Source organism: Micromonospora sp. NPDC007230, assembly GCF_042869115.1.
In the GTDB taxonomy this organism is placed as follows: Bacteria; Actinomycetota; Actinomycetes; order Mycobacteriales; family Micromonosporaceae; genus Micromonospora.
On the sequence record NZ_JBIAFE010000028.1, the window covers coordinates 1 to 25435 of the forward strand.

At 70.9% G+C, this 25435-nt stretch carries 19 protein-coding genes; 10 read left to right on the plus strand and 9 right to left on the minus strand.

Going from position 1 to position 25435, the window contains the following annotated elements; genetic code table 11:
- Positions 1-211 precede the first annotated feature (211 nt).
- Together ACFYML_RS30185 and mptB are read left to right on the plus strand one after the other, a co-directional pair.
- The gene (locus ACFYML_RS30185) at positions 212-1315 is read left to right on the plus strand and encodes an SMP-30/gluconolactonase/LRE family protein (protein ID WP_387423847.1); all 1104 of its coding nucleotides are present in this window, start codon (positions 212-214) and stop codon (positions 1313-1315) included.
- A 399-nt stretch (positions 1316-1714) separates the two neighbouring features.
- Positions 1715-3508, plus strand: a complete 1794-nt coding sequence (gene mptB / locus ACFYML_RS30190) for a polyprenol phosphomannose-dependent alpha 1,6 mannosyltransferase MptB (protein ID WP_387423927.1) — start codon at positions 1715-1717, stop codon at positions 3506-3508.
- A 197-nt stretch (positions 3509-3705) separates the two neighbouring features.
- On the opposite strand, the gene ACFYML_RS30195 is transcribed toward mptB, so the two are convergent.
- The gene (locus ACFYML_RS30195) at positions 3706-4146 is read right to left on the minus strand and encodes a Fur family transcriptional regulator (RefSeq protein WP_387423848.1); all 441 of its coding nucleotides are present in this window, start codon (positions 4144-4146) and stop codon (positions 3706-3708) included.
- Positions 4147-4393: 247 nt separating this feature from the next.
- Here ACFYML_RS30195 and ACFYML_RS30200 point away from each other — a divergent pair, with 247 nt between their 5' ends.
- From ACFYML_RS30200 to ACFYML_RS30225, 6 genes are all read left to right on the plus strand, one after another.
- The gene (locus ACFYML_RS30200; RefSeq protein WP_387423928.1) at positions 4394-5443 is read left to right on the plus strand and encodes a permease; all 1050 of its coding nucleotides are present in this window, start codon (positions 4394-4396) and stop codon (positions 5441-5443) included.
- Positions 5440-6153 carry a TIGR03943 family putative permease subunit gene (locus tag ACFYML_RS30205; protein ID WP_387423849.1) on the plus strand — a complete coding sequence of 238 codons (714 nt, stop codon included), beginning with the start codon at positions 5440-5442 and terminating at the stop codon, positions 6151-6153. The genes ACFYML_RS30200 and ACFYML_RS30205 overlap by 4 nt, the downstream gene beginning before the upstream one ends.
- Before the next feature lie 102 nt (positions 6154-6255).
- Entirely contained in the window at positions 6256-7068 is an 813-nt protein-coding gene (locus ACFYML_RS30210; RefSeq protein WP_387423850.1) for an SAM-dependent methyltransferase, read from the plus strand.
- Between the two features lie 125 nt (positions 7069-7193).
- Positions 7194-8159 (plus strand): carbohydrate ABC transporter permease, encoded by a 966-nt coding sequence (locus ACFYML_RS30215; protein ID WP_387423851.1) that lies wholly within the window; start codon positions 7194-7196, stop codon positions 8157-8159.
- Complete coding sequence (locus ACFYML_RS30220; RefSeq protein WP_387423852.1) at positions 8156-8986, plus strand: carbohydrate ABC transporter permease; 831 nt, start codon at positions 8156-8158, stop codon at positions 8984-8986. Before ACFYML_RS30215 ends, ACFYML_RS30220 begins: the two co-directional genes overlap by 4 nt.
- A gap of 19 nt (positions 8987-9005) precedes the next feature.
- Positions 9006-10409, plus strand: a complete 1404-nt coding sequence (locus ACFYML_RS30225) for an ABC transporter substrate-binding protein (protein WP_387423853.1) — start codon at positions 9006-9008, stop codon at positions 10407-10409.
- Positions 10410-10536: 127 nt separating this feature from the next.
- Here ACFYML_RS30225 and ACFYML_RS30230 read toward each other — a convergent pair whose 3' ends face one another.
- The 5 genes from ACFYML_RS30230 to ACFYML_RS30250 form a co-directional block, all read right to left on the minus strand.
- A complete protein-coding gene (locus tag ACFYML_RS30230) occupies positions 10537-13185 on the minus strand; it encodes a M36 family metallopeptidase (RefSeq protein WP_387423855.1) in 2649 nt (882 codons plus the stop codon).
- A gap of 519 nt (positions 13186-13704) precedes the next feature.
- The gene (locus ACFYML_RS30235; protein WP_387423856.1) at positions 13705-14691 is read right to left on the minus strand and encodes a TrmB family transcriptional regulator; all 987 of its coding nucleotides are present in this window, start codon (positions 14689-14691) and stop codon (positions 13705-13707) included.
- Positions 14692-14828: 137 nt separating this feature from the next.
- The gene (locus tag ACFYML_RS30240) at positions 14829-18536 is read right to left on the minus strand and encodes a S8 family serine peptidase (protein ID WP_387423857.1); all 3708 of its coding nucleotides are present in this window, start codon (positions 18534-18536) and stop codon (positions 14829-14831) included.
- 175 nt (positions 18537-18711) lie between these two features.
- Positions 18712-19281 carry a DUF305 domain-containing protein gene (locus ACFYML_RS30245; RefSeq protein ID WP_387423858.1) on the minus strand — a complete coding sequence of 190 codons (570 nt, stop codon included), beginning with the start codon at positions 19279-19281 and terminating at the stop codon, positions 18712-18714.
- 68 nt (positions 19282-19349) lie between these two features.
- Entirely contained in the window at positions 19350-20096 is a 747-nt protein-coding gene (locus tag ACFYML_RS30250; RefSeq protein ID WP_387423859.1) for a lytic polysaccharide monooxygenase, read from the minus strand.
- A gap of 161 nt (positions 20097-20257) precedes the next feature.
- Here ACFYML_RS30250 and ACFYML_RS30255 point away from each other — a divergent pair, with 161 nt between their 5' ends.
- Together ACFYML_RS30255 and ACFYML_RS30260 are read left to right on the plus strand one after the other, a co-directional pair.
- On the plus strand, positions 20258-21577 hold the full coding sequence (locus ACFYML_RS30255; RefSeq protein ID WP_387423861.1) for a hypothetical protein: 1320 nt from the start codon (positions 20258-20260) through the stop codon (positions 21575-21577).
- Between the two features lie 187 nt (positions 21578-21764).
- Positions 21765-22154, plus strand: a complete 390-nt coding sequence (locus ACFYML_RS30260; protein WP_357442548.1) for a DUF2267 domain-containing protein — start codon at positions 21765-21767, stop codon at positions 22152-22154.
- Between the two features lie 54 nt (positions 22155-22208).
- On the opposite strand, the gene ACFYML_RS30265 is transcribed toward ACFYML_RS30260, so the two are convergent.
- The 3 genes from ACFYML_RS30265 to ACFYML_RS30275 all read right to left on the minus strand — a co-directional run bounded on the left by ACFYML_RS30265 (position 22209) and on the right by ACFYML_RS30275 (position 25259).
- The gene (locus ACFYML_RS30265; protein ID WP_387423862.1) at positions 22209-23846 is read right to left on the minus strand and encodes an MFS transporter; all 1638 of its coding nucleotides are present in this window, start codon (positions 23844-23846) and stop codon (positions 22209-22211) included.
- Positions 23840-24535, minus strand: coding sequence for an SDR family NAD(P)-dependent oxidoreductase (locus ACFYML_RS30270; protein ID WP_387423863.1), 696 nt, complete (start codon positions 24533-24535; stop codon positions 23840-23842). Before ACFYML_RS30270 ends, ACFYML_RS30265 begins: the two co-directional genes overlap by 7 nt.
- A gap of 145 nt (positions 24536-24680) precedes the next feature.
- Positions 24681-25259, minus strand: coding sequence for a type 1 glutamine amidotransferase domain-containing protein (locus ACFYML_RS30275; RefSeq protein WP_387423864.1), 579 nt, complete (start codon positions 25257-25259; stop codon positions 24681-24683).
- Between the last annotated feature and the right edge of the window lie 176 nt (positions 25260-25435).

A 25435-nucleotide genomic window follows, 5' to 3' on the forward strand; every position in this document is an offset into this window, starting at 1 on the left:
CACCACCATGCCCTCAACTCAAACGCATCGAACAACAGCGATCATGGGCGCGGGGCCACAACCGGCGACCTCAGCCGTGAATGATCGAGGCTAGAAACGTGCGGTGCGGAAAGTACAGTGGGGGAAGTCCTGGCCCCGCTGATCTTGGCAGGCACACGATTCCGGGGATTCCCACTCATCAGCTGCCGGCCTGCCAACCGGAAGGAGCACGGTGCACAAACGCATCAGGAGCGCCCTCGGTGTCGCCCTGGCCGCCGCCCTCCTCGCCACCGTTCCGCAGGCCCCGTCGCAGGCGCACGGCGGGCAGGCCAAGCCCAACGCCATCTCGTTGCCGGACGGATTCCAGCCCGAAGGCATCGCCACGGCCGGCACGTACGCCTACTTCGGATCCCGCGCCACCGGCGCCATCTACCGCACCGACCTGATCTCAGGCGAGGGCGAGCAGATCAGCCCCGCCACCGGCACCCCCTCGGTCGGGCTCAAGGTCGACCGGCGCGGCCGGCTCTTCGTCTCCGGCGGCACGGCCGGCGATGCCCGGGTGATGGACACCCGCACCGGGGCCGTCCTGGCGCGTTACCAGTTCGCCACCGCCCCGACGTTCGTCAACGACGTCGTCCTCACCAGAGAGGCGGCCTACTTCACCGACTCCAACAAGCCGGTCCTCTACCGCCTGCCACTCGGCCGCGACGGCGCCCCGCCGCCGGCCGACGGTTTCACGGCGATCCCCCTCACCGGCGCCTACCAGCAGGTCGGCACCGGGATCAACCTCAACGGCATCGCGCGGACGCCCGACGGGAAGGCCCTGATCGTCGTTCAGTCCAACACCGGCATCCTCTTCCGCGTCGACCCGGCGACCGGCGTCACCACCACGGTCGACGTGCCCGGTCACACCTTCGCCAACGGCGACGGGCTGCTGCTCGTCGGCCGCATGCTCTACATCGTCCAGAACCGGCTCAACCAGATCGCCGCGGTCGAGCTGAACCCCTCCGGGACCGCCGGCACGGTGACCGGGACCATCACCGACCCGAACTTCGACGTCCCCACCACGGTGGCAAGCACCCTCGGCCGCCTCTATCTGCCCAACGCGCGCTTCACCACGCCGCCGACCCCCACCACGCCGTACACCGTGGTCGCGGTCCGTCCGCTCTGTGAGCACGTTCCGGGGTACGCGCAGTCCGCGCGTACCCCGGCGTCCTGCTCGTGGATTCGCTTCTGCCGGCAAGGCTCATCGGCCGATCACCGGGTCGACGGAAGTCGCAAAGAATGTCGGCTGACGGCCGCAACAGAACGGGCTCCGCGTCGCGGAAATCATTGACGTCGCGAAATTGCGGACGACTTAAAAGTGCCTGGTTACTTGCGCCCAATCCGCCCGGGACGGTCATCATCCCACCCATGGAACGGCACAGGCTGATCTACCGGCCAGTCCCGGCCTGACGGGCCGGAGCAGGACAAAGGCGCACTTCCGCTTCGCCATTGCCGCGTTTCCCGCCCGCGTCGCCCCGTCAGTCATCGCCGCCTACTTCCTCATCAGCAGCCACACCCTTCGTTATCCGGACGGCAAGGCGACGGGAAACGCTAGATTCAGTCGGAGGTGCAGCCATTTCCGCTCGGCGGCGAGTGACCGCGGCGAGGGCTGCCAGGTGCGGCGGACGGCAGTCGCGGATCGCCTTCGACGGCGATCACTGCCCGGGCGAATGGTTGCTGATTGCTGATGATGTTGCTTAGCGCCACGACAGAGTGCGATGACCAGGTGTCCGTACGGCCCCCGAGGTACCGCTTGGCCGCGCACCGCTTGCTCGGGACGGTGGGTTCGCTGGTGACCGTGGTGGGCGGGTTGCTGGCGGGCGTACGGCCCGTCGGCGAGGTGGCGATCAATCTGCCGATCGTCCATCAGGCGCGCGCGTCGACGGCACTGTCGGTCGCCGTGGTCTACGTCGGCCTCACGATGCTGTTGCTCGCCTGGTGGCGCGTGGGCCGGCAGGTTCGTTCCGGTGGCACCTCCTGCCGCAGCCTGGCGACGACCGCGGCATGGTGGGGAGCACCCTTCGCCCTCACCATCCCGATCTTCAGCGGCGACGTCCACAGCTATCTCGCCCAGGGTGCGATGACCAGGGCCGGGTTGGACGCGTATCAGGTCGGACCAGCCGCCCTGGGTGGTCCCCTCACGGTGAACGTGCCCGACATCTGGCAGCACACGCCGGCGCCGTACGGTCCGATCTTTCTCAACCTCGCCGGCGGGGTGACCGAGGTGACCGGGGGTGGCGTCTGGGCGGGCATCCTCGGGATGCGTCTGCTGGCCCTGTTGGGGGTGGGCCTGCTGGTGTGGTCGGTGCCCCGACTGGCCCGCTTCTGCGGGGTGCGCCCGGCGGCGGCGATGTGGCTGGGCGTGCTCAACCCGCTCGTGCTGCTCCATCTGATCGGCGATGCCCACAACGAGGCGGTGATGCTGGGCCTGATGTGTGTCGGCCTGGTCATGACGCTACGGCGCCGACCGGTGGTCGGGGTCGTGCTGCTCACGCTCGCCACGCTCGTCAAGGCGCCTGCGGCGCTGGCGATCGCCTTCGTGGTGCCCATCTGGGCGCGGCAGATCGGTGGCCGCTGGCCACGACTGCGGGTTGCGCTGTGGGGCGGCGCGGTCGCCGGCGTCACCGCGGTGTTGGTCACGGCGCTGGCCGGGATGAGCTTCGGCTGGGTGCAGGCCCTGGGTACGCCCACCCACGCGCGTACCTGGATGTCGATCACCACCGACCTGGGCTGGGCGGTGGGCACGGTGCTGCACCACCTGATCGGCGTCGGGGTGGAGCAGACGAGGCACGTTGTCTGGCTGGTGGGTCTCGTCGTTGCCGCGGGGTTGTGCGTGGCCCTGTGGCGGCGCAGCGCGCGGATCGGACCGGTCACCGCCCTCGGCCTGTCGCTCGCGGTGGTCGTCATTGCTGGCCCGGTGGTGCATCCGTGGTACCTGCTCTGGGCGATCGTGCCACTCGCGGCAGCCGCGGGCGGCACCGCGATCCGTCGGGTGGTCACGGCCGGTTCGGTGGCCCTCGTCCTGCTGGTCCTGCCCGGCGGTGTCCAACCCGGCCTGCCCGCGCTCGTCGGCGCGCTGGCAGGAACGGTGCCCGTGCTTGTCGCGGCTGCGGCGTTCCTCCGCCTGCGGCAGCGACGTGGATCAGCTTCGTCGGCAGCCGACCCGGTCGAGCGGGTTCAACCGGTGCTCACGGCCGGCCGGGCAGTCGGTCGTTCGCCCGGCGGCCGGCGACCTACCGGGCGACCAGCGCTGGTGGCAGCCTCGGGCAACGCCGGTCGGCGGGCGCCGGCCCGTCACGTCGACCCGGCCGCCGATGCTGATCACGACGCGCCGCCCGCCGCCGGACAGCGCCTCGCGCTGCGTGCGGTCAGCACGCGGCGTGGTGGCCTGCCGCGTTGGTACACCGCAGTTCCCACCACAGCGGCGGGTCCCGCGGTCTGTCACTGCTGGTGGTCCAGCGGGCCACACCGTCGGCATCGATGACCTGATCTCGTTCCGACCTTGACGGGACGTACTTCACGCGGTGGGCGGACGAGTTCCATCGACGCAACGCTGAGGCCTGGGCCAACGACCGGACCGGGGCGGACCTCACCGCCCAGATCGTTGCGGACTTCCGGATGGGCGCGCAGGCCGTCAGCGTGCCGGCCGCGGCGACCATCTGAACCGGCTGACCACGGTGCTCACTTGGCGCACTGCGCGCAGGTGCCGAAGATCTCCAGCGTGTGGCCGACATCGGTGAAGCCGTGCTGGCTCGCGACCTGGTCGGCCCAGCGCTCCACCGCCGGACCGGCCACCTCGACCGTGCGACCGCACTCCCGGCAGACCAGGTGATGGTGGTGCCGGCTCTGACTGCACCGGCGGAACAGCTGCTCCCCGCCCGGCAGCCGGGTCGAGTCGATCTCACCGGCGTCGACCAGCAGCTGCAGCGTCCGGTAGACCGTGGTCAGTCCCACCCGGGCCTTGCGGGCGAGGAGCATCTGGTGCAGCTGCTGCGCGGTGTGGAAGCCCTCGACCTCACGCAGCAGCTGCAGCACCTCGGCGCGCTGGCGCGTGTTCCGGGTCACGTTCGGGATCGCCTGAGTCACCGTACCGCCGTCTCCGCTCGTCCTCGTCGGCCGCACAACCCGCCGGGCTCTTGTTGGGCGCCGGCCAGGCTACCGCCGAATCCATTATGCGTTGCGCATATGTCGGCACCGCGACCAGCGACCCTGATCAGCCCGACCACGGGCCCGGCCGCCCCGGTGACCGTTCGCCCGCGCGCCGTCGGCGAAAGGCCATCATGGCGGGATCGGTCTCCGCCGTCCCGGACGCTGCGTCACACTGTGGGGACTCTACGCTTCTGCCGTCCACGCGAAGAAGGTGGCCGTACTGAGCGCAATCGACCCCGCCGACCTCGTCGCGCCGCCGTCCGCATCGCCCGCGCCGCCGTCACCGGCGCCAGCCACCACACCCGTTCCACCCCGGCGAGACCGGGCGATCGGTTCGGTCGAGGTGCTGTGTGTGCTGCTCATCCTCGTCGGCGTCCTGTACCGGCAGATTGGCGCGCTGGTGGCGGACCCGCGGTTGCAGACCTGGTTGACGGTGTTCGTGTCGGTGCTGGTGCAGGCGGTGCCGTTCCTCGTGTTCGGGGTGGTGCTGTCGGCCGTGATCGCGGTTTTCGTGCCGCGGTCGTTCTGGGCCCGGGCGCTGCCCCGGCATCCGGCGCTCGCGGTGCCGGTCGCCGGGGTCGCCGGGGTGGTGCTGCCCGGTTGTGAGTGCGGGTCGGTGCCGATCGCGGGGTCGTTGATCCGCCGCGGGGTCACCCCAGCCGCGGCGTTGGCGTTCCTGCTCGCCGCGCCGGCGATCAACCCGATCGTGTTGACCGCGACCGCGGTGGCGTTTCCGCGTAACCCGGAGATGGTCGCCGCGAGGGGCGGGGCGAGTCTGGTCGTGGCGCTGCTGATGGGTTGGCTGTGGCTGCGGTTGGGCCGCACGGAGTGGATCCGCCTGCCGCACCGGGCGCACCTTGACGGCCTGCCGCGGATGGCGGCGTTCTGGGCGGCCTGCCGGCACGACATCATCCACGCCGGCGGGTTCCTCGTGGTCGGCGCGATGGCCGCGGCCACGATCAACGTGGCCGTACCCCAGCAGTTCCTGCACGACCTGGCCGCCCGGCCGGTGCTGTCGGTGCTGGCGCTGGCGGCCCTGGCGGTGCTGCTGTCGATCTGCTCGGAGGCGGACGCGTTCGTTGCCGCGTCGCTGTCGCAGTTCTCCCTGACCGCCCGGCTGGCCTTCCTCGTGGTCGGTCCGATGGTCGACCTGAAACTCGTGTCCATGCAGGCCGGCATGTTCGGACGGCGGTTCGCCGCCCGGTTCGCCCCGGCCACCTTCGCCCTCGCCGTGCTCGTCGCGGCCGCAGCCGGGACGGTGATCTGGTGAACCGGGGCGCTCAGGCCGTGGTGATGGTCTTCCTCGGTGGCGCGATCCTGCGCGCCAGCCTCACGGACCTGTATCTCCGCTACGTCAAGCAGGGCCTGCGGCCCTTCCTCATCGCCGCCGGCGTCCTGCTGGTCGTCGCCGCCGTGATGGCGCTGGTGCACGAGATCCGCGACAGGTACCGGCCCGCCGGAACGGACGACGACGGGCACGGGCACTCCGGGCCGGCGGTCGGCTGGTTGCTGCTGCTGCCGGCGCTCGCGCTGCTGTTCGTCGTGCCACCCGCCCTCGGCGCCGACACCGCCGCCCGCGCCGGCTCCGCCCTCACCGACAACCAGGACGTCGCCTACCCGCCCCTGCCGCCCGGCGACCCGGCCCGGCTCAGCCTCCTCGACTACGGCTACCGGGCGGTCTACGACCAGGGCCGGACGCTGCGCGGCCGGCAGATCCAGCTCACCGGTTTCCTGGCCCCCGGCCCCGACGGCCAACCCATGCTCGCCCGCATCGTGCTGTCCTGCTGCGCCGCCGACGGCATCCCTATCAAGATCGGGCTGCGCGGCGACGTGCCCCACCTGCCGGCCGACACCTGGGTGCGGGCCACTGGCCGGTGGATCCCCCACACCGTCAAGGACCCGGTCAACGACTCCGACATCCCGTACTTCCAACTGGACGCCTGGCAGCAGATCACGCCACCCGCGGAACCGTACGAATAGACGCTGCTGGAGCACGCCGCCGGGGCGGTGCCGCGCTAGGCTGTGCCGAATTCGCGAATCGTCCTCAGTGGGAGGTTGCTCGTGCGGCAGGGTGACGAGGCAGTGACAGACCAGCAGCAGCCGGCGTCCGCCGGCATCGACGCCACCGTGCCGCACTCGGCGAGGATCTACGACTACTGGCTCGGCGGCAAGGACAACTTCGCTGCCGACCGGGCGGTGGCGGAGGCACTGGTCGCCGCGATCCCCACGATCCGGGCGATGGCCGCCGAGAACCGGAGCTTCGTGCACCGGGTGGCGCGCTACCTCGTCGGGCAGGCGGGGGTACGGCAGTTCCTCGACATCGGCACCGGCATCCCGACCCGGCCGAACCTGCACGAGGTCGCCCAGCAGATCGCCCCGGAGACCCGGGTGGTCTACGTCGACAACGACCCGATCGTGCTGGTGCACGCGCGGGCCCTGATGGTCAGCACCGACGAGGGGCGTAGCGAGTACATCCACGCCGACCTGCGGGAGCCGGAGAAGATCCTGCAGGATCCGGCGCTGACCGGCACGCTCGACCTCGACCAGCCGGTCGCCCTGACCTTGATCGCGATCCTGATGCTGCTCAAGGACGCCGACGACCCGTTTGGCAAGGTCCGGGTGCTGATGGACGCCCTGCCGTCGGGCAGCTATGTGGCCATCACCCACCCCACCGGGGACTTCGACCCGGAGGCGATGGCGACCGCCGTGGCCTCCGCCAATCACGGCGGGATGACTCTGGTGCCCCGGAGCCGGGACGAGGTCGCGCGCTTCTTCGACGGGTGGGAACTGATCGAACCGGGAATCGCGCCGGTGATGGCCTGGCAGCCCGACAACGGCGCGCCGAGCGACCCGCACGCCGCCTACTACTGGGCCGGAGTGGCTCGCAAGCCGTAGGACTCCGCCGCCCTGGTGGCCACAGTCGGCAGTACGGTCGGACGCCTGGCGCTGCAGATAATTTCCGGCCCCGAATCCGGGGTGTAAGGATTTCTTCTAATCGATGTCGTTGATACTGTGCTGCCGTGCCTCCCCCTCGCACCGTCAACGCACCACCTGCCGACCGTGCCCCGACCGGGGAGACCACTCGCTCCGGCGGCCCGCGGGGACAGCGCCTTCGCCTCCGCGAAGCCGGTCTCGGGTGGTTGCTGCTGCTGCCGTCGGTGGTGGTCTTCGCCTTGTTCGTGTTCTGGCCGCTCGGGCGAACCCTGTACCTGTCGGTACACGGCAATGACATCTTCGGCGCCCCGTCGGCGTACGTCGGTGCGGACCACTACCGGGAGATGCTGTCCGCGGAGTTCGGTCGGGTTCTGGCCACGACCGCGTTGTTCACGCTCTTCTCGGTGCTGCCGGCTGTGGCCGGCGCGCTGGTCGTGGTGCTGCTGCTGGAGGCACGCATCCGAGGCGTACGGGTGCTGCGGACCGCGTTCGCGTTGCCGTTCGCGTTCTCGGTGGCGACCGCCTCGGTCGTCTTCGCGGTCATCTACAACCCGGCGATCGGGGTGGCCAACGGCCTGCTCGGCACGTTCGGGATCGACCGGGTCAACTGGCTGACCGATCCCTCGATCGCGCTGCCCGCCGTCTGCGCGGCGACGGTGTGGATGAACTTCGGCTACAACATCCTCGTCCTGTCCGCCGGTGTGGCAGCCATCCCGCCCGAGGTCGTCGAGGCCGCCCGGCTGGACGGCGCGACCGGCTGGCGGCTGGCGTCGCGGATCACCGTGCCGCTGCTCTCCCCGCAACTGTTCTTCCTCGTCGTGGTCTCCACGATCCACGCTCTGCAGAGTTTCGGGCAGATCCACATCCTGACCAAGGGCGGACCTGACCAGGCCACCACCACGCTGGTCTACTCGATCTACGAGAAGGCGTTCGCCTTCGGCTCGGCGGACTTCGGCGCGGCCAGCGCGCAGGCCGTCGTACTCCTGATCATCATGCTCGCCTGCACGGCCGTGCAGTTCGGCATCCTCGAACGGCGGGTCCACTACCGATGAGGAAACCCTCCCTCGGCCAGGTCGCCGTCTATGTCGTGCTCGGCGTGGCCGCGATCCCGGTCCTGTTCCCCGTCTACTACGGCTTCGTCGGCGCCGTGATGGGCCCGGGCGACCTGGCGACCTACCCGCCCGCGCTGGTGCCGACCGAACTGCACTGGCAGAACGTCACCGACGTGTTCCGGTCGGTGCCGCTGGGCCGGTTCTATCTCAACTCCGCGATCCAGGCCGGGGCCATCACCCTGGCCCAGGTCGTCACCAGCATCGTCGCCGCGTACGCGTTCGCGTTCCTCCGCCTGCCGGCCAGGGCCGCCACCTTCGGTCTGTTCCTCGCCACCCTGATGGTGCCGTGGGAGTCGATCATCATCCCCAACTACCTGACCGTCTCCGGTTGGGGGCTGGCCCGCGGCAGCCTGACCTACCTCGGCCTGGTGCTGCCCTTCCTCGCCTCGGCGTTCGGCACCTTCCTGCTACGCCAGGCCTTCCTGCAGTTCCCGTCCGAGTTGCGGGACGCCGCGGTGATCGACGGCTGCGGCCACTGGCGGCTGTTGTGGCGGGTCCTCGTGCCGCTGTCCAAGCCGTCCATCGCGGCGGTCGGCGTGTACGTCTTCCTCTCGGCCTGGAACCAGTACTTCTGGCCGCTGATCCTGATCCGGGACACCGAATTCCAGACGCTCCAGATCGGCATCTCGCAGCTCAACGACGCGGAGGCCGCCCAACCGGGTCTGGTCCTCGCCGGCGTGGCGCTCTCGCTGCTCCCCACGCTGGCCGTCGTGATCCTGGGTCAGCGCTACATCGTCCGCGGGCTCACCGCCGGCGCCCTGCGTTGAACCGACAGAAGGAGAACGCATGACAAGACTTCGACTCCGCCGAACGATGACGGCATTCGTCGCCCTGGTGGCCGTCGCGGCGACGGGCGGATGCGGCGGCTCGGGATCCGATGCCGGCGGCGACGCGCTCGACGCGCCCGGCGCGGAGGTGCTCGAGAAGGCCACGGGCAAGACCACCATCGAGTTCTGGCACTCGATGAAGGGACCGAACGCCCAGGCGGTCGACCAACTGGTCGCCGACTTCAACGCCCAGAGCGGGGGCAAGGTCGAGGTCAAGGCGGTCTTCCAGGGCAGCTACGACGAGACGATCGCCAAGTACAAGGCGTCGGTCCAGCAGAAGAGCACCCCGGCCCTGGTGCAGATCTACGACATCGGCACCCGCTTCATGGTCGACTCGAAGCAGGTCGTGCCGGTCCACAAGTTCGTCGAGAAGGACGCGTTCAACGCCGCCGACATCGAGCCGAACATCGCCAGCTACTACTCCATCGACGGCAAGCTGTGGTCGATGCCGTTCAACTCCTCCACGCCGCTGCTGTACCTGAACAAGGAGGCGTTCGAGCGGGCCCGCCTCGACCCGACGAAGCCGCCGCGCAACCTCACCGAGATCGGGGAACTGGCGAAGAAGCTGACCGTCAAGGACGCCAGCGGCAAGACCGTCCAGTACGGCTTCGGCGCCGCGATCTACGGCTGGCTGCTGGAGCAGTTGCTCGCCACCGACGGCAAGGAGTACTGCGACCACGGCAACGGGCGTACGGGCCTGGCCTCGAAAGTCCAGTTCGACCAGGAGACCGGGGTAGGCGTCGCGCAGTGGTGGACGGACCTGGTGAAGGGCGGCTACGCGACCAACACCGGGCGCAAGACCGACGACGCGCAGGCCGCGTTCAAGGCGGGTACGGTCGCCATGCATCTGGAGTCGACCAGCGTGCTGCGCGGTTACGTCGACGCGGCGAAGGGAAAGTTCACCGTGCTCACCGCCCCCTACCCGAAGGTGGACAGCTCGTCGGCGGGTGGCCCGATCATCGGCGGAGCCTCGCTGTGGATCGGCGGTGTCGGCCACAGTGCGCAGGAGAAGCGGGCCGCCTGGGAGTTCGTGAAGTTCGCGTCCAGCCCGGCCGCGCAGGCCAAGTGGCACACCGGCACCGGCTACGTGCCGATCAACGCCAAGGCCCTGGAGGAGCAGATCGACAAGGACTGGATGGCGAAGTTCCCCCAGTTCCGCACCGCCGTCGACCAACTGCACGCGTTGCCCCCGTCGGTCGCGTCGGCCGGATGCCTGCTCGGTGTGATGCCGCAGGCGCGCAAGGCGTCCGAGGACGGCCTGGAGGCGGCGATCGTCGGTAGCAAGCCTGCGGAGCAGGCCATGAAGGACGCCGCCGCCAGCGTGCAGGGCGCCATCGACAGCTACAACAAGTCCGTCGGCTGACCTCCGGACGACCCGGGCTGGACCCGGCGACGATGAGGGCCAGCTCCATGCGGAGCTGGCCCTCATCGCTTGCCACGCCGCCGGCGGGAGCGTTCTTCGTCGGGACGCTCCCACCGGCAGCGAGGGCTCAGCTGGTGAACTTGAAGTAGGCCCGGTGCTGGAATCCGTTGTCGAGGGTCAGCACGAACTCGCGGCAGGTGCCGGCCCAGGACGGGTCCGTCTTCCACGGGTAGTTGTACTGGCCGTTGGCGTTGACCGACATGCTCGATCCGCCCGGGTTGCGGGCCGCGACCGGGGTCGGCCGCGGGGTGGTGGCGCCGTCGGGGCCGACGGTCTTGAGGGTGTCGCAGTCGACCAGCCGCGAGTACGGCGAGCCACTGGCGAGGATGTCCAGGCCGCGATTGGCCGCCAGCTGGAACTTCATCGGTACGGCGTCACCGGCGACGACGGTGTTCAGCGCTGGCTGCGCCGAGCGGCCGACGAAGTCGCCCCGGCAGGACGGGTGGGTGTCGAACGCCTCGCTGTTGTCGTTGCGACCGGTGGTGCCCTGCACCGCGCTGTAGCCCAGGCCACGGCGGGCGAAGGAGCCCCAGAGGATGCAGGCGTTCTCCCCGCCGGTGAGGGCGGCGTCGGCGGCGATGATCGCGTTACGGCCGGTCACGAAGCCCGGGCCGCAACCCTGCATCTTCAGCCCGTCGATGACCAGCTGCAGCGCCAGGTTGTTACCGCCGGTGTTCCACGCCTCGTAGACGTTCGGGTTGAACCCGTGCCGGTCGACCAGGTTCCAGGTCATGTCCCACAGGATCGAAGCCCAGCCGTGGCCGATGCCGTGCGGCGCGGCCAGGGAGGTGCCGTCCAGCCAGCCACCGGTCTTGATGCTGTCGTAGGTGAACGGCTGGATGTCCATGTTCCGCGAGTACGGCCGCGGCCGGATGCCGCCACCCACCCGGCTGTCCTGGAACAGCGCGTACTGCCCGTAACCGCGGGCGTTCTCCGGGTCGTCGATCGCGGGGTTGAGCAGCGCGGTGATCGCGAGGAAGTCGCTCCAGCCCTCGCCCATCTGCTCGTCGCCGGTGAGGCAGTTGACGGTCGGGCCACCGGTAAGCCGGTTGGAAACGCCGTGGCCGTACTCGTGGAAGATCGTCTCCGAGCGGAACGAGGCGTCCCGCATCGCCGGCCGGGCCAGGTTGCGGTGCACCCGGCCCGCGGCCGGCAGGCCGCCCTTGATGCGGTTTCCGTCGGCCTGGCTCACCATGACCGCGGGAATGCCGACCGCCGGGCTCATGGATCCGCTCATCGCCGCCGGGGCGCCCGCCACGTTGTTGACCACCACCACGGCGGCGGCACCGGCCTTCTCGGCGTTGGCCACCTGGGTGTAGAAGTTGCAGCCGCTGGTCCGGTCGACCACGGCGATCGCACCCTGGGGCAGGGTGTAGGCGGTGCAGCCGTCGCCGATCGCCCCGACGCCGTCGTTGACCAGCACCACCTCGCCGGCGAAGCCGGCGCTGGTGGGCGCGGGCGTGAACCGCGCGTACTCCGCCTCGTAGGTGCCGGCGCCGGACCCCGCGTCGATCGTCACGGCGTTGGGCAGGCCGAACTGGTTGCCCGGCCAGAGGAACATCTGCATCCGGGGGCGACCGCCGTCCAGCGCCGGCGTGGAGAAGTTGGCGTTGTTCTGGCCGGAGCCGTCGTGCGCCTCGCACTGCACGTCGTCGCCGCCGGTGCCGCCCCGGCCGTAGTTGTTGACCTGGAAGTTGCCGGACGCCTCGTCGAAGCCGTACCGGTAGGTCAGGTCGTGGACCATGTTGCACCAGTAGAACTGGTTCACCACGGCGGCCTGGGTGTAGGTCTGCGGGTGCTCGTTCAGGTCGGCCGGGAAGTTGAAGGTGAGGCCGGCGCCGCCCTCGGCGGAGCTGCCGGGGTCGATCTGGTTGTTGGCGTCCCGGTCGGTGTAGGCGTGCGCGTTGTTGCCCCGGGTGATGGTGTACTCGGCGCCCGGGGCGCCGTTGGTGTCGTGCCAGCCGTACGGCGAGGCGTCCCCGTCCGCCGGGTTGGTCACCAGGGTCTGCGGGCCGTCGTTCGGGTCACCCTTCGGGAACTCGAAGACGCGGTAGCTGGACCCGTCATCGACCGGGCTCGGGGGGCGGATCTTGGCGGCGGGGGTGCTGGTGGTGGCGACCGTGGTGGCGGGGGCCTCGCGTCGGCCGAGCGTCGCGGCCAGGTCCTTCGGGCTGTCGTGGTCGGTCCAGTCGTCGGCGTTGAGCAGCTCGCCGGTGTGCGCGTCGACGCTGGCGTTCCAGAGGTGGGTGTCGGAGGAGTCGTCGATGACGAGTTGCCAGGCCAGGCGCAACCCCTCGTCGGTCGGCTGCCAACCGAGCTTGGCCGGGATGGGCTGGTCGGAGATGCCGCTGCCGGACACCACCGTCCGTTGCGCCGCGCCGCCGCTGCGGCTCATCACCTTCGGGTTGGCGGGATCCGCCAGATCCAACGCGTCGGCGGCGGCCTGCACGGCCTCGACCGCGTCCAACGACGCGGCGCCGGAGGCCTTGCCGAACAGATCCGGCACGAGGCTGTCACCGACGAAGATGACACTGCCGTCCCGGGCGATGTTGACCGTGGCGGTGGCCCCGAACACGTCAAGGTCCTTGTACCGCTGGGCCAGGTTGACGTGGGTCACCCCGTTGTGGCGGCTGGTGTAGCTCGACGCCACCGCGAGGTCGGACAGGTCTCCGGCGGCGACCTTGAAGTCGCCGGGATGAGCCCGCAGATAGGACATGGCAATGTCCTTCGCCGCGCCTTCGTTCGGGCCGGTCAGGAAGATCGGATTCTTCGGACCAGGCCCATCGGGCTCAGCCCAAGCCGGTCCCGCGGTCAACGACGTCGTAGCCGCGACCAGGGTCGTGGACAGCAACAACGCGGCGTTGCGACGACCACGGGACGGACGCCAATGCAGAGGCACCGCTGCTCCTTTCGGGGGTTGGAAAAGACAGCACGGAGCGCCGATCCACCACCGCCACCGGGCGGCCCGCCACGCCCATCCGCAGCGCTCGCCCGGCGTTCACGTTCAGTAACCAGACCCGTGCGAGGTGAATCGAATCGACGCTACGGTGCCTTTAACCAGCCGATCATCCGACGAGTGGCGAAACATTCGGTCAGCACCTCCTACTCCTGTCGCGGTTCACCCGCTGACGCCAAAGTGGAGGTTCGCATGCGGCGGAGATCGCGAGATCCGTTGCCGAAACGAGGCTTACGGAGCGGTGCTCCGCGGTGGACGCCGGTCGGACGCTCGGACCGGTCACGCCCAGTTGTGGCGGGCGGCGTACCAGCCGAGTTGCATCCGGCTCTGGACGCCAGCGAGATCCATCAGGTAGCGGAGGCGGCGTTGCAGGGTTCGCAGGGACAGGTCGAGCTGGCTGGCGACCGCCTGATCCGTGAGTCCGGCCAGCAGCAGAGCCAGGATTCTGCGGTCCAACCCGGTTGGCGCCGCCGCGTCCGCGCCCTGGGTGTCCTCGGTGGTGAGCTCGCCGAATGCGGAAACGTCGAGCGGATGGGCGCCGCGCCACACGATCTCGAACAGCGCATCCATCGCCGTGAGCAGGCCGGCACGGTGCAGCAGCACCGCCCCGGGCTCGTCGCCCGGCGTGATGGTCAAGGGCACCAGGCCCAGTTCGGCGTCGGCCAGCATGAGCTTGATCGGTAACGACTCGGCCACTCGCACCTCGACGCCCCTGCGCAGCGAGTCGATGGTCTCGGCGACGACGCCCGGCTCGGCGAGCACCGCCCGGTCAACCACGACCCGGTAGCGCACACCCTGAGCCACCACCTGCGACTCGGCCGAATTCTCACCCGGCGGTACAGCGACGAACGGTGTGGTGACGAAGCTGCGAACCTGGGTACGGGCGGCGTGCTGCACCTGCGCGAACCGATGCCGGACCGCCTCGACGCCCGTGACCACCTCGATCAACTCGCTGATGGTGCGGCCCGCCATCGCCTTGCGGTGCTCCTCGGCGAGGTTGACGAGCGCCAGTTCGGCGATGCGCAGGGCTGCCCGTCGTTCGCTGATCATCGCACCGAGCGCGAGCGCGGGCGGTGCCGCGGCGTACTCGCCGTCGGACGTGGACTTCACCAGACCACACGCCGCCAGCTGCGCCAGCGCCGCCTCGACCGCGGACGCGGGCAGGTGCAGGGCTTCGCTCAGCTCCGCCGAGTTGGCCTGGGCACGGCCGGCGAGCACGCCGTACACCGCTTCGTGTTCGGGGCTCAGACCCAACGCGCCCAGCATCGGCGGCCGCCTCCCCTCCACCTGTCGCTGCGGGGAGAGTATGCGCCACAGTGTTGGATCTTGCCCAGACCCAGGTGGGGATGGGAAAGACGGGACGGGCCCCGGGACGTCGCCGCCCCAGGGCCCCTCGAACGGTCTCACCGGAGGCCGTACGCCCGGATGATCTCCTGCTTGATGCCGAAGCCGGCGTCGGTGGTCGCGGTGGCTCGCACCGACAGGAAGCCGCCCGGCTGATTCGCCAGCTTGAGCGCGCCGTTCCACCAGTCGCCGGTGTCCTTGCTCAAGGTCACCCGCTGCCAATTGGCGCCGTCGTCGTACGACACCTCCAGGGTCACCGAGGTGACGTTGCCGGTGCTGGGCCCGCCGCCCGCCTGCGGGATCGGCTTGAGGCGGATCCCCTCGGTGGTGCCCGCCTTCACGTCGCCGTGCAGGTCGGTGTCGAGCCGGTACTCCATCTGCAGCAACGCGAACGGTTCGAAGTTGTCCGCCTCGTTGGAGCTGGAGACGAAGTCCCACTCGGTGTGCGTGCGGGTCGACAGCCGCCACTGCTCGGCCGGGCGGGAGGCGTCCAGCACGAGGCGGTAGGGCAGGGTGCCGGCCGGCACCGACTGCCACTGCATGCTCGACGAGTACTTGTTCTCGTACAGCATCCGGTCGCCCTGGTAGAGCTTCAGGTTGGTCGGCACCGAGCCCCACTCCAGGTTGCCGCCGTGCTCCAGCCCCTCACCGGACGGGCTCCAGGCCTGGACGTTGATGGTCATGTAGTCGCGGTATCGGCTGTTCTGGACCGCGAACGCCCGGTTGAACGCCGGCCGGATGGCCGGGGCGAACCAGTCGTGGCGGGTGGTGCTGCCCTTGGCGTACGTGTTGCGGTTGGCCGTGTCCGTCCAACTGCCCTGCACGTGCGACTCGTGCCAGGCCTGCTCCGGGGTGACCCACTCGGTGCGGGTGGCGGGGTGCCACTCCCGCTCCTGGAAGCCGAGGGACGGTTTGAAGGTCATGTCGTACCGGTAGCCGCCGCCGTCCGTTCCCCCGGTGACGCTGTAGTAGCGCGCGTCGATCCGGGCCAGGTCATTCCTGTTCGGGTGGTAGGTGAGCGCCCGGTCCGGCACCTGCCCGGAGTAGTTGCGGGTGAGGTCGTAGACGTAGCTCGCGTTCGGCACCTGGTTGGTGATCAGCGGCAACGTGCCGGCCTTGGCCAGACTGACCAGTTGCGCCCCGGCGTCGCGGTGCACGGTGGCGACCGGGATCGGCGACGTGCCGACCGACTCGTTGAGCACGCCGACGCCGTCGTTGACGACCAGCAGCAGCTTCGCCCCGGCGGCCACGGCGGCGGCGGTACGGTCCCTGGCGCTGACCGCGTCGCTGCGGGTCACCACCACAGCTTTGCCCTTCGCGTCGAGCGTGGCGTAGTCGGCGGCCGCACCGGTGCCCGCGTAGACCGCGGGCAGGGTCTCCCGGCCGGCGGTGAGGGTGCTGCCCGGCTGGACCGTCACGTCCACGGCCGGCAGGCCGGGAACATCCACGCTGAGCTGCGGCTCGCCCTTGCGCCACCGGGTGGCCATCGTGAACGACCCCTGGCTGACCTTGTCGGTCGGCGTGACGTAGAGATCGTCGTACTTGATCGGCACCACGAACCCGTCACGGAAGCTGTCGCCGTTGGCGTACGTGACGGTGTAATCGAGCTTGCGCTGCCGGTCCTGGCTCCGCTGCGGCGCGACGGTGTCCAGCAGGCGCGCCTTGCTCGCGTCCAGCACCACCTCGGCCCCGGAGCCGTCGAGCGCGGTCTCCGGGTCCACCAGCAGTGCGAGGCCGAGCGAGTCGGCTCGCTCACCCGCAACGTCCAGCGTCGACTCGACCGTGTAGGTGCCCGGCGGCATCCGCAGCGTCATCTCACCGTCGACGGTGAGCACCCACGGGTAGAACTCGCCGGCTTTCTTGATCACGACGTTCGAGGCGGCGGGCTTGCCGTCCCGGCCGATCAGCTTGACCTTCAGGTCGTAGCGCTCGTCCTCCTTGAGCAGACCGAGCGAGGTACGGGTGACCGCCGTGCCCGTGGCGGCGTCGGTGCCGACGAGGTAGCCGGTGAACTGGCCGGTGCCGGGCTTGGTCGGGTCACCGGTGACCGGCACGCTCGCGCTCCCACCCGCGGGCACCGTCACCGAGGAGGCGCCCAGTGCGAACGGGCCCGAACCGGCGATCGCCAGGTTCAGCGTCACGGCGCTGCTGCCCGAGTTGGTGAACGTCACCTGCTTGGTCACCGGGGCGTCGGTGGGCTCGTGCGGCCAGTCGAAGTTGCCGAAGAGGGCCGAGCCGCTGGCCCGGACAGTCGCCCGCACGGCGGCGGCGACGTCGAGCCGGCCGGTGCCCACCTCGTACGCCGAGTACCCGGCGGCCAGCCCCTTCGCGCTGCTCATCAGCGCGTCCTTGAGCTGCGCGCCGGACCAGTCCGGGTGCCGCTGGGCCAGGATCGCCGCGGCGCCCGAGACGTGCGGGGTGGCCATCGAGGTGCCGCTGATGCTCCGATACAGGCCGGAGCCCGTGGTCATCTGCTGCGAGCGGGCGGCGGTGATGTCGACGCCGGGGGCGGTGATGTCCGGCTTGAGGGCACCGCTGCGCACCAGCGGACCGGTGCTGGAGAAGTACGCCAACCGGTCCTGCTTGTCGACGGCACCGACCGTCAGGGCGCTGGCGGCCGAGCTGGGCGTGCCGATGCTCTGCGGCCCGGCGTTGCCGGAAGCGATGACGAACAGCGTGCCATACTGCGCGGACAGCGTGTCGACCGCCACCGCCATCGGGTCGGTCCCGTCGGAGAGCGTCGGGTCGCTCAGGCTCATGCTGACCACGTCCGCCCCGGATTCGGCCGCCCACTGCATGCCGGCGAGCACCCAGGAGTCCAGGCCGGAGCCGGCGTTGTTGAGCACCTTGCCCACGATGAGGTCCGCGCCGGGCGCGACACCCTTGTACGAGCCGCCGGACGCCGCACCGGTGCCCACGATCGTCGAGGCGACGTGGGTGCCGTGCCCGTTGACGTCGGCCGTGTCCTCGTCCGGTACGAAGCTGACCTTGTCGTCGATCTGGTTGACGAGGTCGGGATGGCTGGCGTCCACGCCGGTGTCCAGGACGGCGACCTTCACCCCGCGGCCGTCGTACCCGGCAGCCCACGCCTGCGGAGCGCCGATCTGCGGCACGCTCTCCTTGAGGCTGGCGGTGACCCGGCCGTCCAACCAGAGCTTCTCAATGCCGCTGCCGAGCACCGGGCTGGACCCCGGGGCGGCCGGGGCGAGGGTGGTCCAGAAGGAGCGGGTGTGCCGCTTGTCCACCGCCAGCGCTGCGGCACCGACCCGCCGCAGGTCGCGGACCAGCTTCGCGCCCTGCGGCGGGACCGGCTTGGCGGTGCGCGCCCTGGCCGGCGCGTACGTGCTGATCAGTGGCACGCTCGCGGTCGTCGCGTCGTCGTAGCCCATCTCGATGAGATCGGTGACGTTGAACAGCCGCCGGTCCAGTTTGTCGGCGGCCAGCAGGGGCAGTACCTCGTCGGGCAGGACGAACAGGTCTTCGCCGCTCTCCTGCAGGTGGACGCCGCCGGTGGCGTTGTCGGGCCGGTCGACATCGACCGTCTCCGCGCCGCCGACGGAGCTGGTCACCGTGACCACATCGCCGGTGATCAGGGTAACGGTGTGCGTGGACTTGATCGGGGCCTTGGGGGCGGTGGTGGGGTTCGCCGCGGTCGCCGGCGCCTGGACCGCGGCGATTCCGCCAGTGATCAGGCCGGCCGCCGTCACGGCGGCGATCAGCCGCTGCCGGACCCGGCCAGGCATAGAGGGCGGTAATGGTGATGACATGCGAAACGTTCTACCGCCGGCGTCGCAGTCGGGTGAATAGCTGTCACTGGCGGAGTCGCGCCAAGGCACCACCCCGCCACCGGCAGACGCCGGCGCGGAACAGCGGCGGGAAGGCGAGGAGGCGAGTAGGGGCGGCCAGCCGCCAGCTCTCCCGGAGGGACGGTCCGCCGGTCCGTCATCGCCCGGGCGGCGCGGTCGGAAGCTTCGCCATCAGCTCGACCTCGGCGGTGCGCGACCGTTCGATGCGCCGGGCCAGCTCCCGGACCCGCTCGCTGCTGCCGGCACGCACCTGCGCCCGGGCAAGGCCGGCCGCCGTCCGCTGGTGCGCGCTGAGCACGTCCAGGAGCACCCGGTCCACGTCGCCGGGCGCGGCGGCGCGCAGCCGGGCGAGGCCGGCGACGGCGTCGCTGTGCCCGGAGTGGTCGTGCCGGGCGGCGACGGCCATCGCCGAAGGGCCGGCGTCGCGCAACCAGCCGCGCATGCTGGCCAGTTCGTCGGTCTCGGTGACGTCGATGGCGGCGATGAGCGTACGGATCCGGGTGTCCGTCGTGCGGTCGAGCCCGAGCCGGACGATCTCCAGGGTCTGCTCGGTGTGCGCCACCATCATGGTCAGGAACAGCACGTCGATGCCGCTGGTCGGGGTGTCGGCGGCCGCGCTCGGCGCGGGGGTGGGCCGCGGCGGATCGGGTGCGCACCCGGCGGACAGCAGGATCACCAGCAGGGCGGCGGGCAGCAGGCGACGCATGCCGTTCCTCCGTTCCGTCGGCCGGGGGCCGGGTGCGGCACACGCCCGGCGTGGCCGCACCCGCCCGGTCAGATCTGGAGCCACAGCGCCGGGGTGTTCGGCGGCTCCCATCCCGGGAGCGCCGTGTGCGCCTGGCGGCAGCGGTACGTCAGGCCGTTGTAGGTGACCTGGTCACCGACCTGGTAGGCCCGGCCGGCGGTCCACGTGCCGCCCGGGGCGGGCGAGCTGGTCGGGCTCACCGTCGGGCTGGGCGTGGGCGTGGGCGACGGCGTGGTCGGGGTCGGGCTGGGCGTCGGGCCACCACCGCCGCCGATCTGCAGGTCGACGCAGGAGTAGAAGGCGTTGGCGGTGTCGGCGATGTTCCAGATCGCGAGGAGCTTCTGGCGGCCGGAGAACCCGCCGAGGTTGACGGTGTGCGACACGGTGGCGTCCGGCTGGCGGCCACCGCCGTCGAAGACGCCGACCCGGGTGTTGCCGATCCAGTACTCCCAGTTGCTGGTGGCGTGGCGGGCGGTGTTGACCCAGGTGAACGTGACCGTGCTGCCGACCGAGGTGGCCGGCCAGTTGCGGCTGTCGTCGTTCAGCACGGCGAACTGGGCGATCCCGGCGTGGCAGCTCCGCAGCCCCTTCGGGCCTTCGACGCTCTGCGGCTCGTACTTGATCTGACCGCAGTCCGGGACCCGGTTCTGGGCGCACAACGCCTGGCGGCTGGGGGGCGAGGAGACGTACCCGTGGGCCTGGGCGGGCGCGGCGACGGCCAGGGTGGACGCGACGACGCCCGTCGTGAGGAGCGGGAGGCTGATTCTTCGACGCATGACGGCTTCTCCTTCCGGGGACACGTGGGAGATGTGATGAACATAAATTAAACCTTGTCAACAGTAAAGACTCTTGTCTATATATTTCCCAGCCGCAGGTCGGCCGCCCGTGAGTACGCGGGCTCAGGCGCCCGGGCCGGCGGCGCACCACGATCACGGGCATGACGAATGCCGACGGCGCCCGAGGACTCGTCGCGCTGCAGCTCGGGGCCGTATGGGCGCTGGGCGGCCTGCTGCTGCCGGCTGTGGTGCAGGGGTTGGCGCCGCTGCTCTTCATCGGTTGGGGCGCGGTGCTGGCCGGCGCGCTGGGCGGCGTGGCCGCCGTCGTCACGTGTCTGTGGCTGGTCATCACCCCCACCGGCTCGGTCTCGGTCCTCGGCGGGACCGCGCCGCGCCGGGCGTGCTGGGCGCTGCTGGTCTTCGGGGGCGGTGCCGCACTGTGGCGGTTGGGCTGGGCCGTGACGGACGAGGCGCAACTTGGGGTCAGCAACCATCAGGTCCTGACCGTCGTCCTCGGAGGTGTGCCGTTCGTCCTGATGGCAGGGATGCTCCTGCGCCCGCGACCGCTCCGGCTCGGCGCAGCGGCGGCGCTCGTCGGGGTCGCCGCGCTGGGACTGCTCGCGTTGAAACATCTCGGCCCGGACGAGCTGCCGATGCGCCTGCAATCGGCCGGCCTCGACCGCAGCACCGCCTACGCGGTGGAGATCCCCGGCTATCGCCCGGTCGACGACGCCTACGGCGGCCGGCTCGGCACCGGGGACTTCCTGCCCGCCGACCCGAACGCCGTCCCGCCGCCGCGATACGTCACCATCGTCGCCTATGGACCGTCGGCGTGGCGGGATGGCCAGTGCCAGGTCCCCGTGGACTCGCACCTGTCCACCGCCGACTGCACTCTGGAGTCCGGCGGACTGGCCTACGTCCACGGTGTGGTGGAGCACGGATACCGGGTCCGCCGTGGTGCGGCGAGCGTCGTGGTGGCCGGGTCGCTGGCCGTCGACCGGCAACTCCTGCGCCAGGCCGCCCTGACGGTCCGTCCGGCTACAGCAGCCGAGCGGGCAACGGCAGCGGCGCCCGAGAGGATGTTCGTGGCGGACGTACCGGGCTATCGCGGGCAGCCCATGGGCATTCCGCCCGGCATGAGCTATGAGCCGGCCGACCATTCCAGCGGGCCGCAGAGCGTGCTCATCTCGCTCCATGCCGTCCGGGCGGCCAGTGACACGATCTGCTTCCAGGTCATCTGCCAACCGGAAGGCGACGGACTGACCTACGTCCGGGGTGACGCGACGCAGGGCTATGTGCTGCGGCGCGGGGAGGTCAACGTCCGGGTCACCGGCGGCGTCTCCGTGGACCGCGCGCTGCTGCGCCAGGTCGCGCTGGCCGCCCGCCCCGCCACCGACGCGGAGCTGCTCCGCGCCCTGCCGCCAGCACCCGCCGACGGTCCCCTCGACCGGCTACGCACCTGGCTTCGAGAACACACCTAGGCTTCCGCGCCGCCCTGCCCGGCCGTCCGGCCCCAGCGGATGCCGCCGAAGCAGGCGCACCGGCCGACGACACGTGCCAGGATCATCCTCGCGGGCGGCATCTGTCTGAGGCCGCCGTCTGCCGGCAGGCGGTCGCGGCCCATCCGGCGCCGGGGCCCCGATGAGCTGCGGCTGTGGTGGGGGCGGGATGAAGTATCAGGAATTCGTGGCGCGGGTGCGCGAACGGGGCGAGTACGACGACGCCGCGGAGACGCAGCAGGTGATCAGCGTGGTGGTGACCGCCCTCGCGGAACGGCTGACCGCGGACGAGGCGAGACAGCTCGGCTCGCAACTGCCGGAACAGCTGGGCGACTTCCTGGAGACCACGACCGGCGGCGGCCAGCGCGTCGGAGTGGCGGAATTCCTCCAGCGGATCAGCGACGGGACCGGCGCGACCGAGCGAACCGCCGAGTGGGACGCCAGCGCGGTCCTGACGACCATCGCCGACGCGGTGTCCGGCGGGGAGCTCAACGACGTGTTGACCCAGCTGCCGTCCGGTTACGCCACACTGTTCGGCCGGCCCAGCGTGTCGGGCTGATACCGTCGAGCAGGAACATGGGCGACGTGGCGGCGGTGCTGCCGGGAGCACCGGTCACGCCGCCGCCTGATGGTCGGTCATCGCCAGGTCGGCCGCGGCCGGCAGCAGGTGGCGCACCTCCGGCGCGCCCTCGGCGAGTTCCCGGGCCCGGTCCTCGGCCTGCTGGTCGGCCTCCGTCAACCGGCCACCGTGCTGGCGCAGGTGCTCGTCCCAGGACGGCACCAGATAGACCTCGGTGAGCTGATCCGGGGTCTCCCCGGCGCGAAACAGGCCCCATCGCATCGCCCCGGTGCGCTGCCGGAAGCCGCGGATGTGGTCCATCGCCGCCAGGAACTCGGCCTCCCGCTCCGGCCGGACGGTGTACGTGACCAGCACCAGCACCGGACCGATCCGGGGGTCCGGTTCGAGCACCAGCGACAGCGGCGGCCGGTAGACGGCCGGATCCTTGATCACCCCGCGCAGGTCCGGCAGCGGCCAGATCTGGGAGGTCAATGCGCCGATCAGCATCAGCACGGCGGCGACGTAGAACGCGGTGACCAGCCCACCGAAGTCGGCCACCACGCCCCACACGAACGCGCCGACCGCCTGCCCGCCGCCCTGGACCACCTGGTAGACGGCCAGGCCGCGGGCGCGTACCCAGGCCGGCAGGAACAGCTGGATCTCGGCGTTGACGTTGGCCAGGACGGCCACCCAGGCCACCCCGGCAGGCAGCAACGCGACCAACACCACCGGGATGATCCGCACCGACGCCACCACGGCCAGCGTCGCCCCGTACAGGACCCCGGCGACCAGCAGGAACTGGTTGGCGGTCATCCGGGTGCGGATCCACGGCAGCAGCAGGGCGCCCACGATGGCGCCCACCCCGAGCGCGGCCAGCAACAGGCCGTATCCGCTGGAGCCCAGGCCGAGCCGCCGGCTGGCCACCAGCGGCAGCAGCGCCCACAGCGCGCTCGCCGGGATGACGAACACCAGCGCGCGGCGCAGCAGCCGGCGCACGGTCGGCGAGTGGCGCACGTACCGGCCGCCGGCCCGCAGCGCGGCGGTGAACCGCTCGGGTACCTCGACGGCGCGGGCGTCGCCGGGCCGCCACCGGGCCAGCGCCAGCGCGAACACCAGGAACGCCACGGCGTTGAAGCCGAAGACCGGGGCCACCCCCGCCCGGGCGATCAGCACACCGGCCACCGCTGGCCCCACGGCCCGGGCCACGTTGACGCTGATCGAGCCGAGCGCGGAGGCCGACCGCAACTGCTCGCGGGACACCAGCTCCGGGATCACCGCCGCCCAGGCCGGCAGGGTCAGCGCCTGCCCCACGCCGAAGGCGAACGTGAGCGTGAGCAGCAGCGCCGGCGGCATCCGCCCGGCCGCCGTGAGCAGCGTCAACCCCAGCGCCACCGCGACCATGAAGAGTTGCACGGCGATCAGCAGGTGCCGCCGGTCGAAGGTGTCCGCGAGGGCGCCCGCGGGCAGCGCCAGCAGCAGCATCGGCAGCAGACTGGCGGTCTGCACCAGGGCCACCAGGGTGGAGGCGTCGGACGTGTGGACCAGCAGCCACTGGGCGCCGACCGTCTGCATCCAGGTGCCGATGTTGGCCGCGAGCAGGGCCAGCCACAGGCTGCGGTAGACCGCCGTCCGCAACGGCGCCCACGCCGAGATCTGTGGCTCGGCCGCGGTGGCGTCGTTGGCGGCTACCACCGGCCGTCCGCCCGCAGTACCCGCTCCCCGGAGACGTACAGGTCCTCGGGGCTGAACTGGAGCAGCCGGACCACCTCGGGCGCGACCTGCTCAGGCATGGCGTAGACCTGGTCGAGGAACTCGTCGCCGACCCGCTCCTGCAGCCGGGTGGGCATCGGCCCCGGGTGCAACTGCATGACCTTGATCCGGTTGCTGTGCTGCGCCTCGGCCAGCGACTCGATCAGGCTGGTGCCGTAACTCTTGGTCGCCCGATAGACGGGAATGCCGGGACGGGCCCGGGTCACCGCCATCGCGCCGACGTACACCAGGTTGCCGAAGTCCTGCCGGTGCAGGTGGTGCAGGGCCTCCCGGCACAGGAAGGTGGTGCCGAGCACGTTGACCTCGACCGCGCGGCGGATCCGCTGCGGGGACAGTTCCTCGAGGTCACCGCCCGCCCACACCGACGCGCACGCGGCGACGCCGTCGATCACCTCGTACCGGTCGACCGCAGCGGCGAACGCGTCCCGGACCTGCTCGTAGGAGGAGATGTCGCAGACGATCCCGGCGCACTTCAGGTCGTCGGCCACCGCGGCGACCTCGTCGGGCACGTCACCCAGGACGATCACCTGATGCTCCTCGACGAGCAGGCGGGCGACGGCCAGACCGAGTCCACTGGTCCCTCCGGCCACGATGAAGGTTCTGGCGCCCATGCCTCTCCAGTCCGTCGCGACGCGCGAGCGGTGCGCGGTGGGTGACCCGGAGTGCCTTCCCGCTCGGGCCGGTTCCACACCATTCAGCGGGCGCAGAGGCGGGCGCTGGACCGGGCGCGGCCCCCGGACCAGCGCGCGGCACGCGTCAGGCCGCTGCCGTCTGCCGGTGCGTAGCCTCGGCGAACTCCTCGACCATCTTGTCGCAGAACGCCGGCAGGTCGCCCGGGGCGCGGCTGGTGACCAGGCCGTTGTCCACCTGGACCTGCTGGTCGACCCAGTTCCCGCCCGCGTTGACGATGTCGGTCTGCAGGCTGGGGTACGAGGTGACCGTCCGCCCCTTGACCATCCCGGTCTCGACCAGCGACCACGGGCCGTGGCAGATCGCCGCCACCGGCTTGTTCTGCTGGAAGAACGCCTTGACGAAGTTCATCGCCGCCTGGTTCATCCGGAGGCGATCCGGGTTGACCGCCCCGCCGGGCAGCACCAGGGCGTCGTAGTCGGCGGGATCCGCCTGGTCCACCGTACGGTCCACCCGATAGCGGTTGGCCGGGTTGATGTCCCGGTTCATGGACTGGATCTCGCCGGACTTGATGGAAATGAGCTGTGCCTCGGCACCCGCCTGCTCCGCGGCGGCCCGGGACTGCGTGTACTCGATCTCCTCAACCCCGTCGGCGGCGAGGAAGGCGACTCGCTTACCGCGCAGCGGCTGCTGGGCGCTGGCCATGATGCAGACTCCCTTCGCGGCGCCGCCCCGCCGGCGGCGCGCTCGTCCCCAGCCGCGTTCCCGAGGCCGGCCTGGACAAACGGACCCGCAGCGGCGCGGCCCGCGGGACAATCCGGCCCCGCGACTGCCGGTCGTGGCGAGCGGCGGCCCCCACGGGCACGGGCCGGCCGGTGGAT

Bases quoted from the DNA above. Each gene is read 5' to 3' on its own strand.
- ACFYML_RS30235 (WP_387423856.1), bottom strand. From the start codon at position 14,691: ATGCTGGGCGCGTTGGGTCTGAGCCCCGAACACGAAGCGGTGTACGGC.
- ACFYML_RS30230 (WP_387423855.1), bottom strand. From the start codon at position 13,185: ATGTCCTATCTGCGGGCTCATCCCGGCGACTTCAAGGTCGCCGCCGGA.
- ACFYML_RS30240 (WP_387423857.1), bottom strand. From the start codon at position 18,536: ATGTCATCACCATTACCGCCCTCTATGCCTGGCCGGGTCCGGCAGCGG.
- ACFYML_RS30245 (WP_387423858.1), bottom strand. From the start codon at position 19,281: ATGCGTCGCCTGCTGCCCGCCGCCCTGCTGGTGATCCTGCTGTCCGCC.
- ACFYML_RS30255 (WP_387423861.1), top strand. From the start codon at position 20,258: ATGACGAATGCCGACGGCGCCCGAGGACTCGTCGCGCTGCAGCTCGGG.
- ACFYML_RS30260 (WP_357442548.1), top strand. From the start codon at position 21,765: ATGAAGTATCAGGAATTCGTGGCGCGGGTGCGCGAACGGGGCGAGTAC.
- ACFYML_RS30275 (WP_387423864.1), bottom strand. From the start codon at position 25,259: ATGGCCAGCGCCCAGCAGCCGCTGCGCGGTAAGCGAGTCGCCTTCCTC.
- ACFYML_RS30270 (WP_387423863.1), bottom strand. From the start codon at position 24,535: ATGGGCGCCAGAACCTTCATCGTGGCCGGAGGGACCAGTGGACTCGGT.
- ACFYML_RS30220 (WP_387423852.1), top strand. From the start codon at position 8,156: ATGAGGAAACCCTCCCTCGGCCAGGTCGCCGTCTATGTCGTGCTCGGC.
- ACFYML_RS30250 (WP_387423859.1), bottom strand. From the start codon at position 20,096: ATGCGTCGAAGAATCAGCCTCCCGCTCCTCACGACGGGCGTCGTCGCG.
- mptB (WP_387423927.1), top strand. From the start codon at position 1,715: ATGTTGCTTAGCGCCACGACAGAGTGCGATGACCAGGTGTCCGTACGG.
- ACFYML_RS30225 (WP_387423853.1), top strand. From the start codon at position 9,006: ATGACAAGACTTCGACTCCGCCGAACGATGACGGCATTCGTCGCCCTG.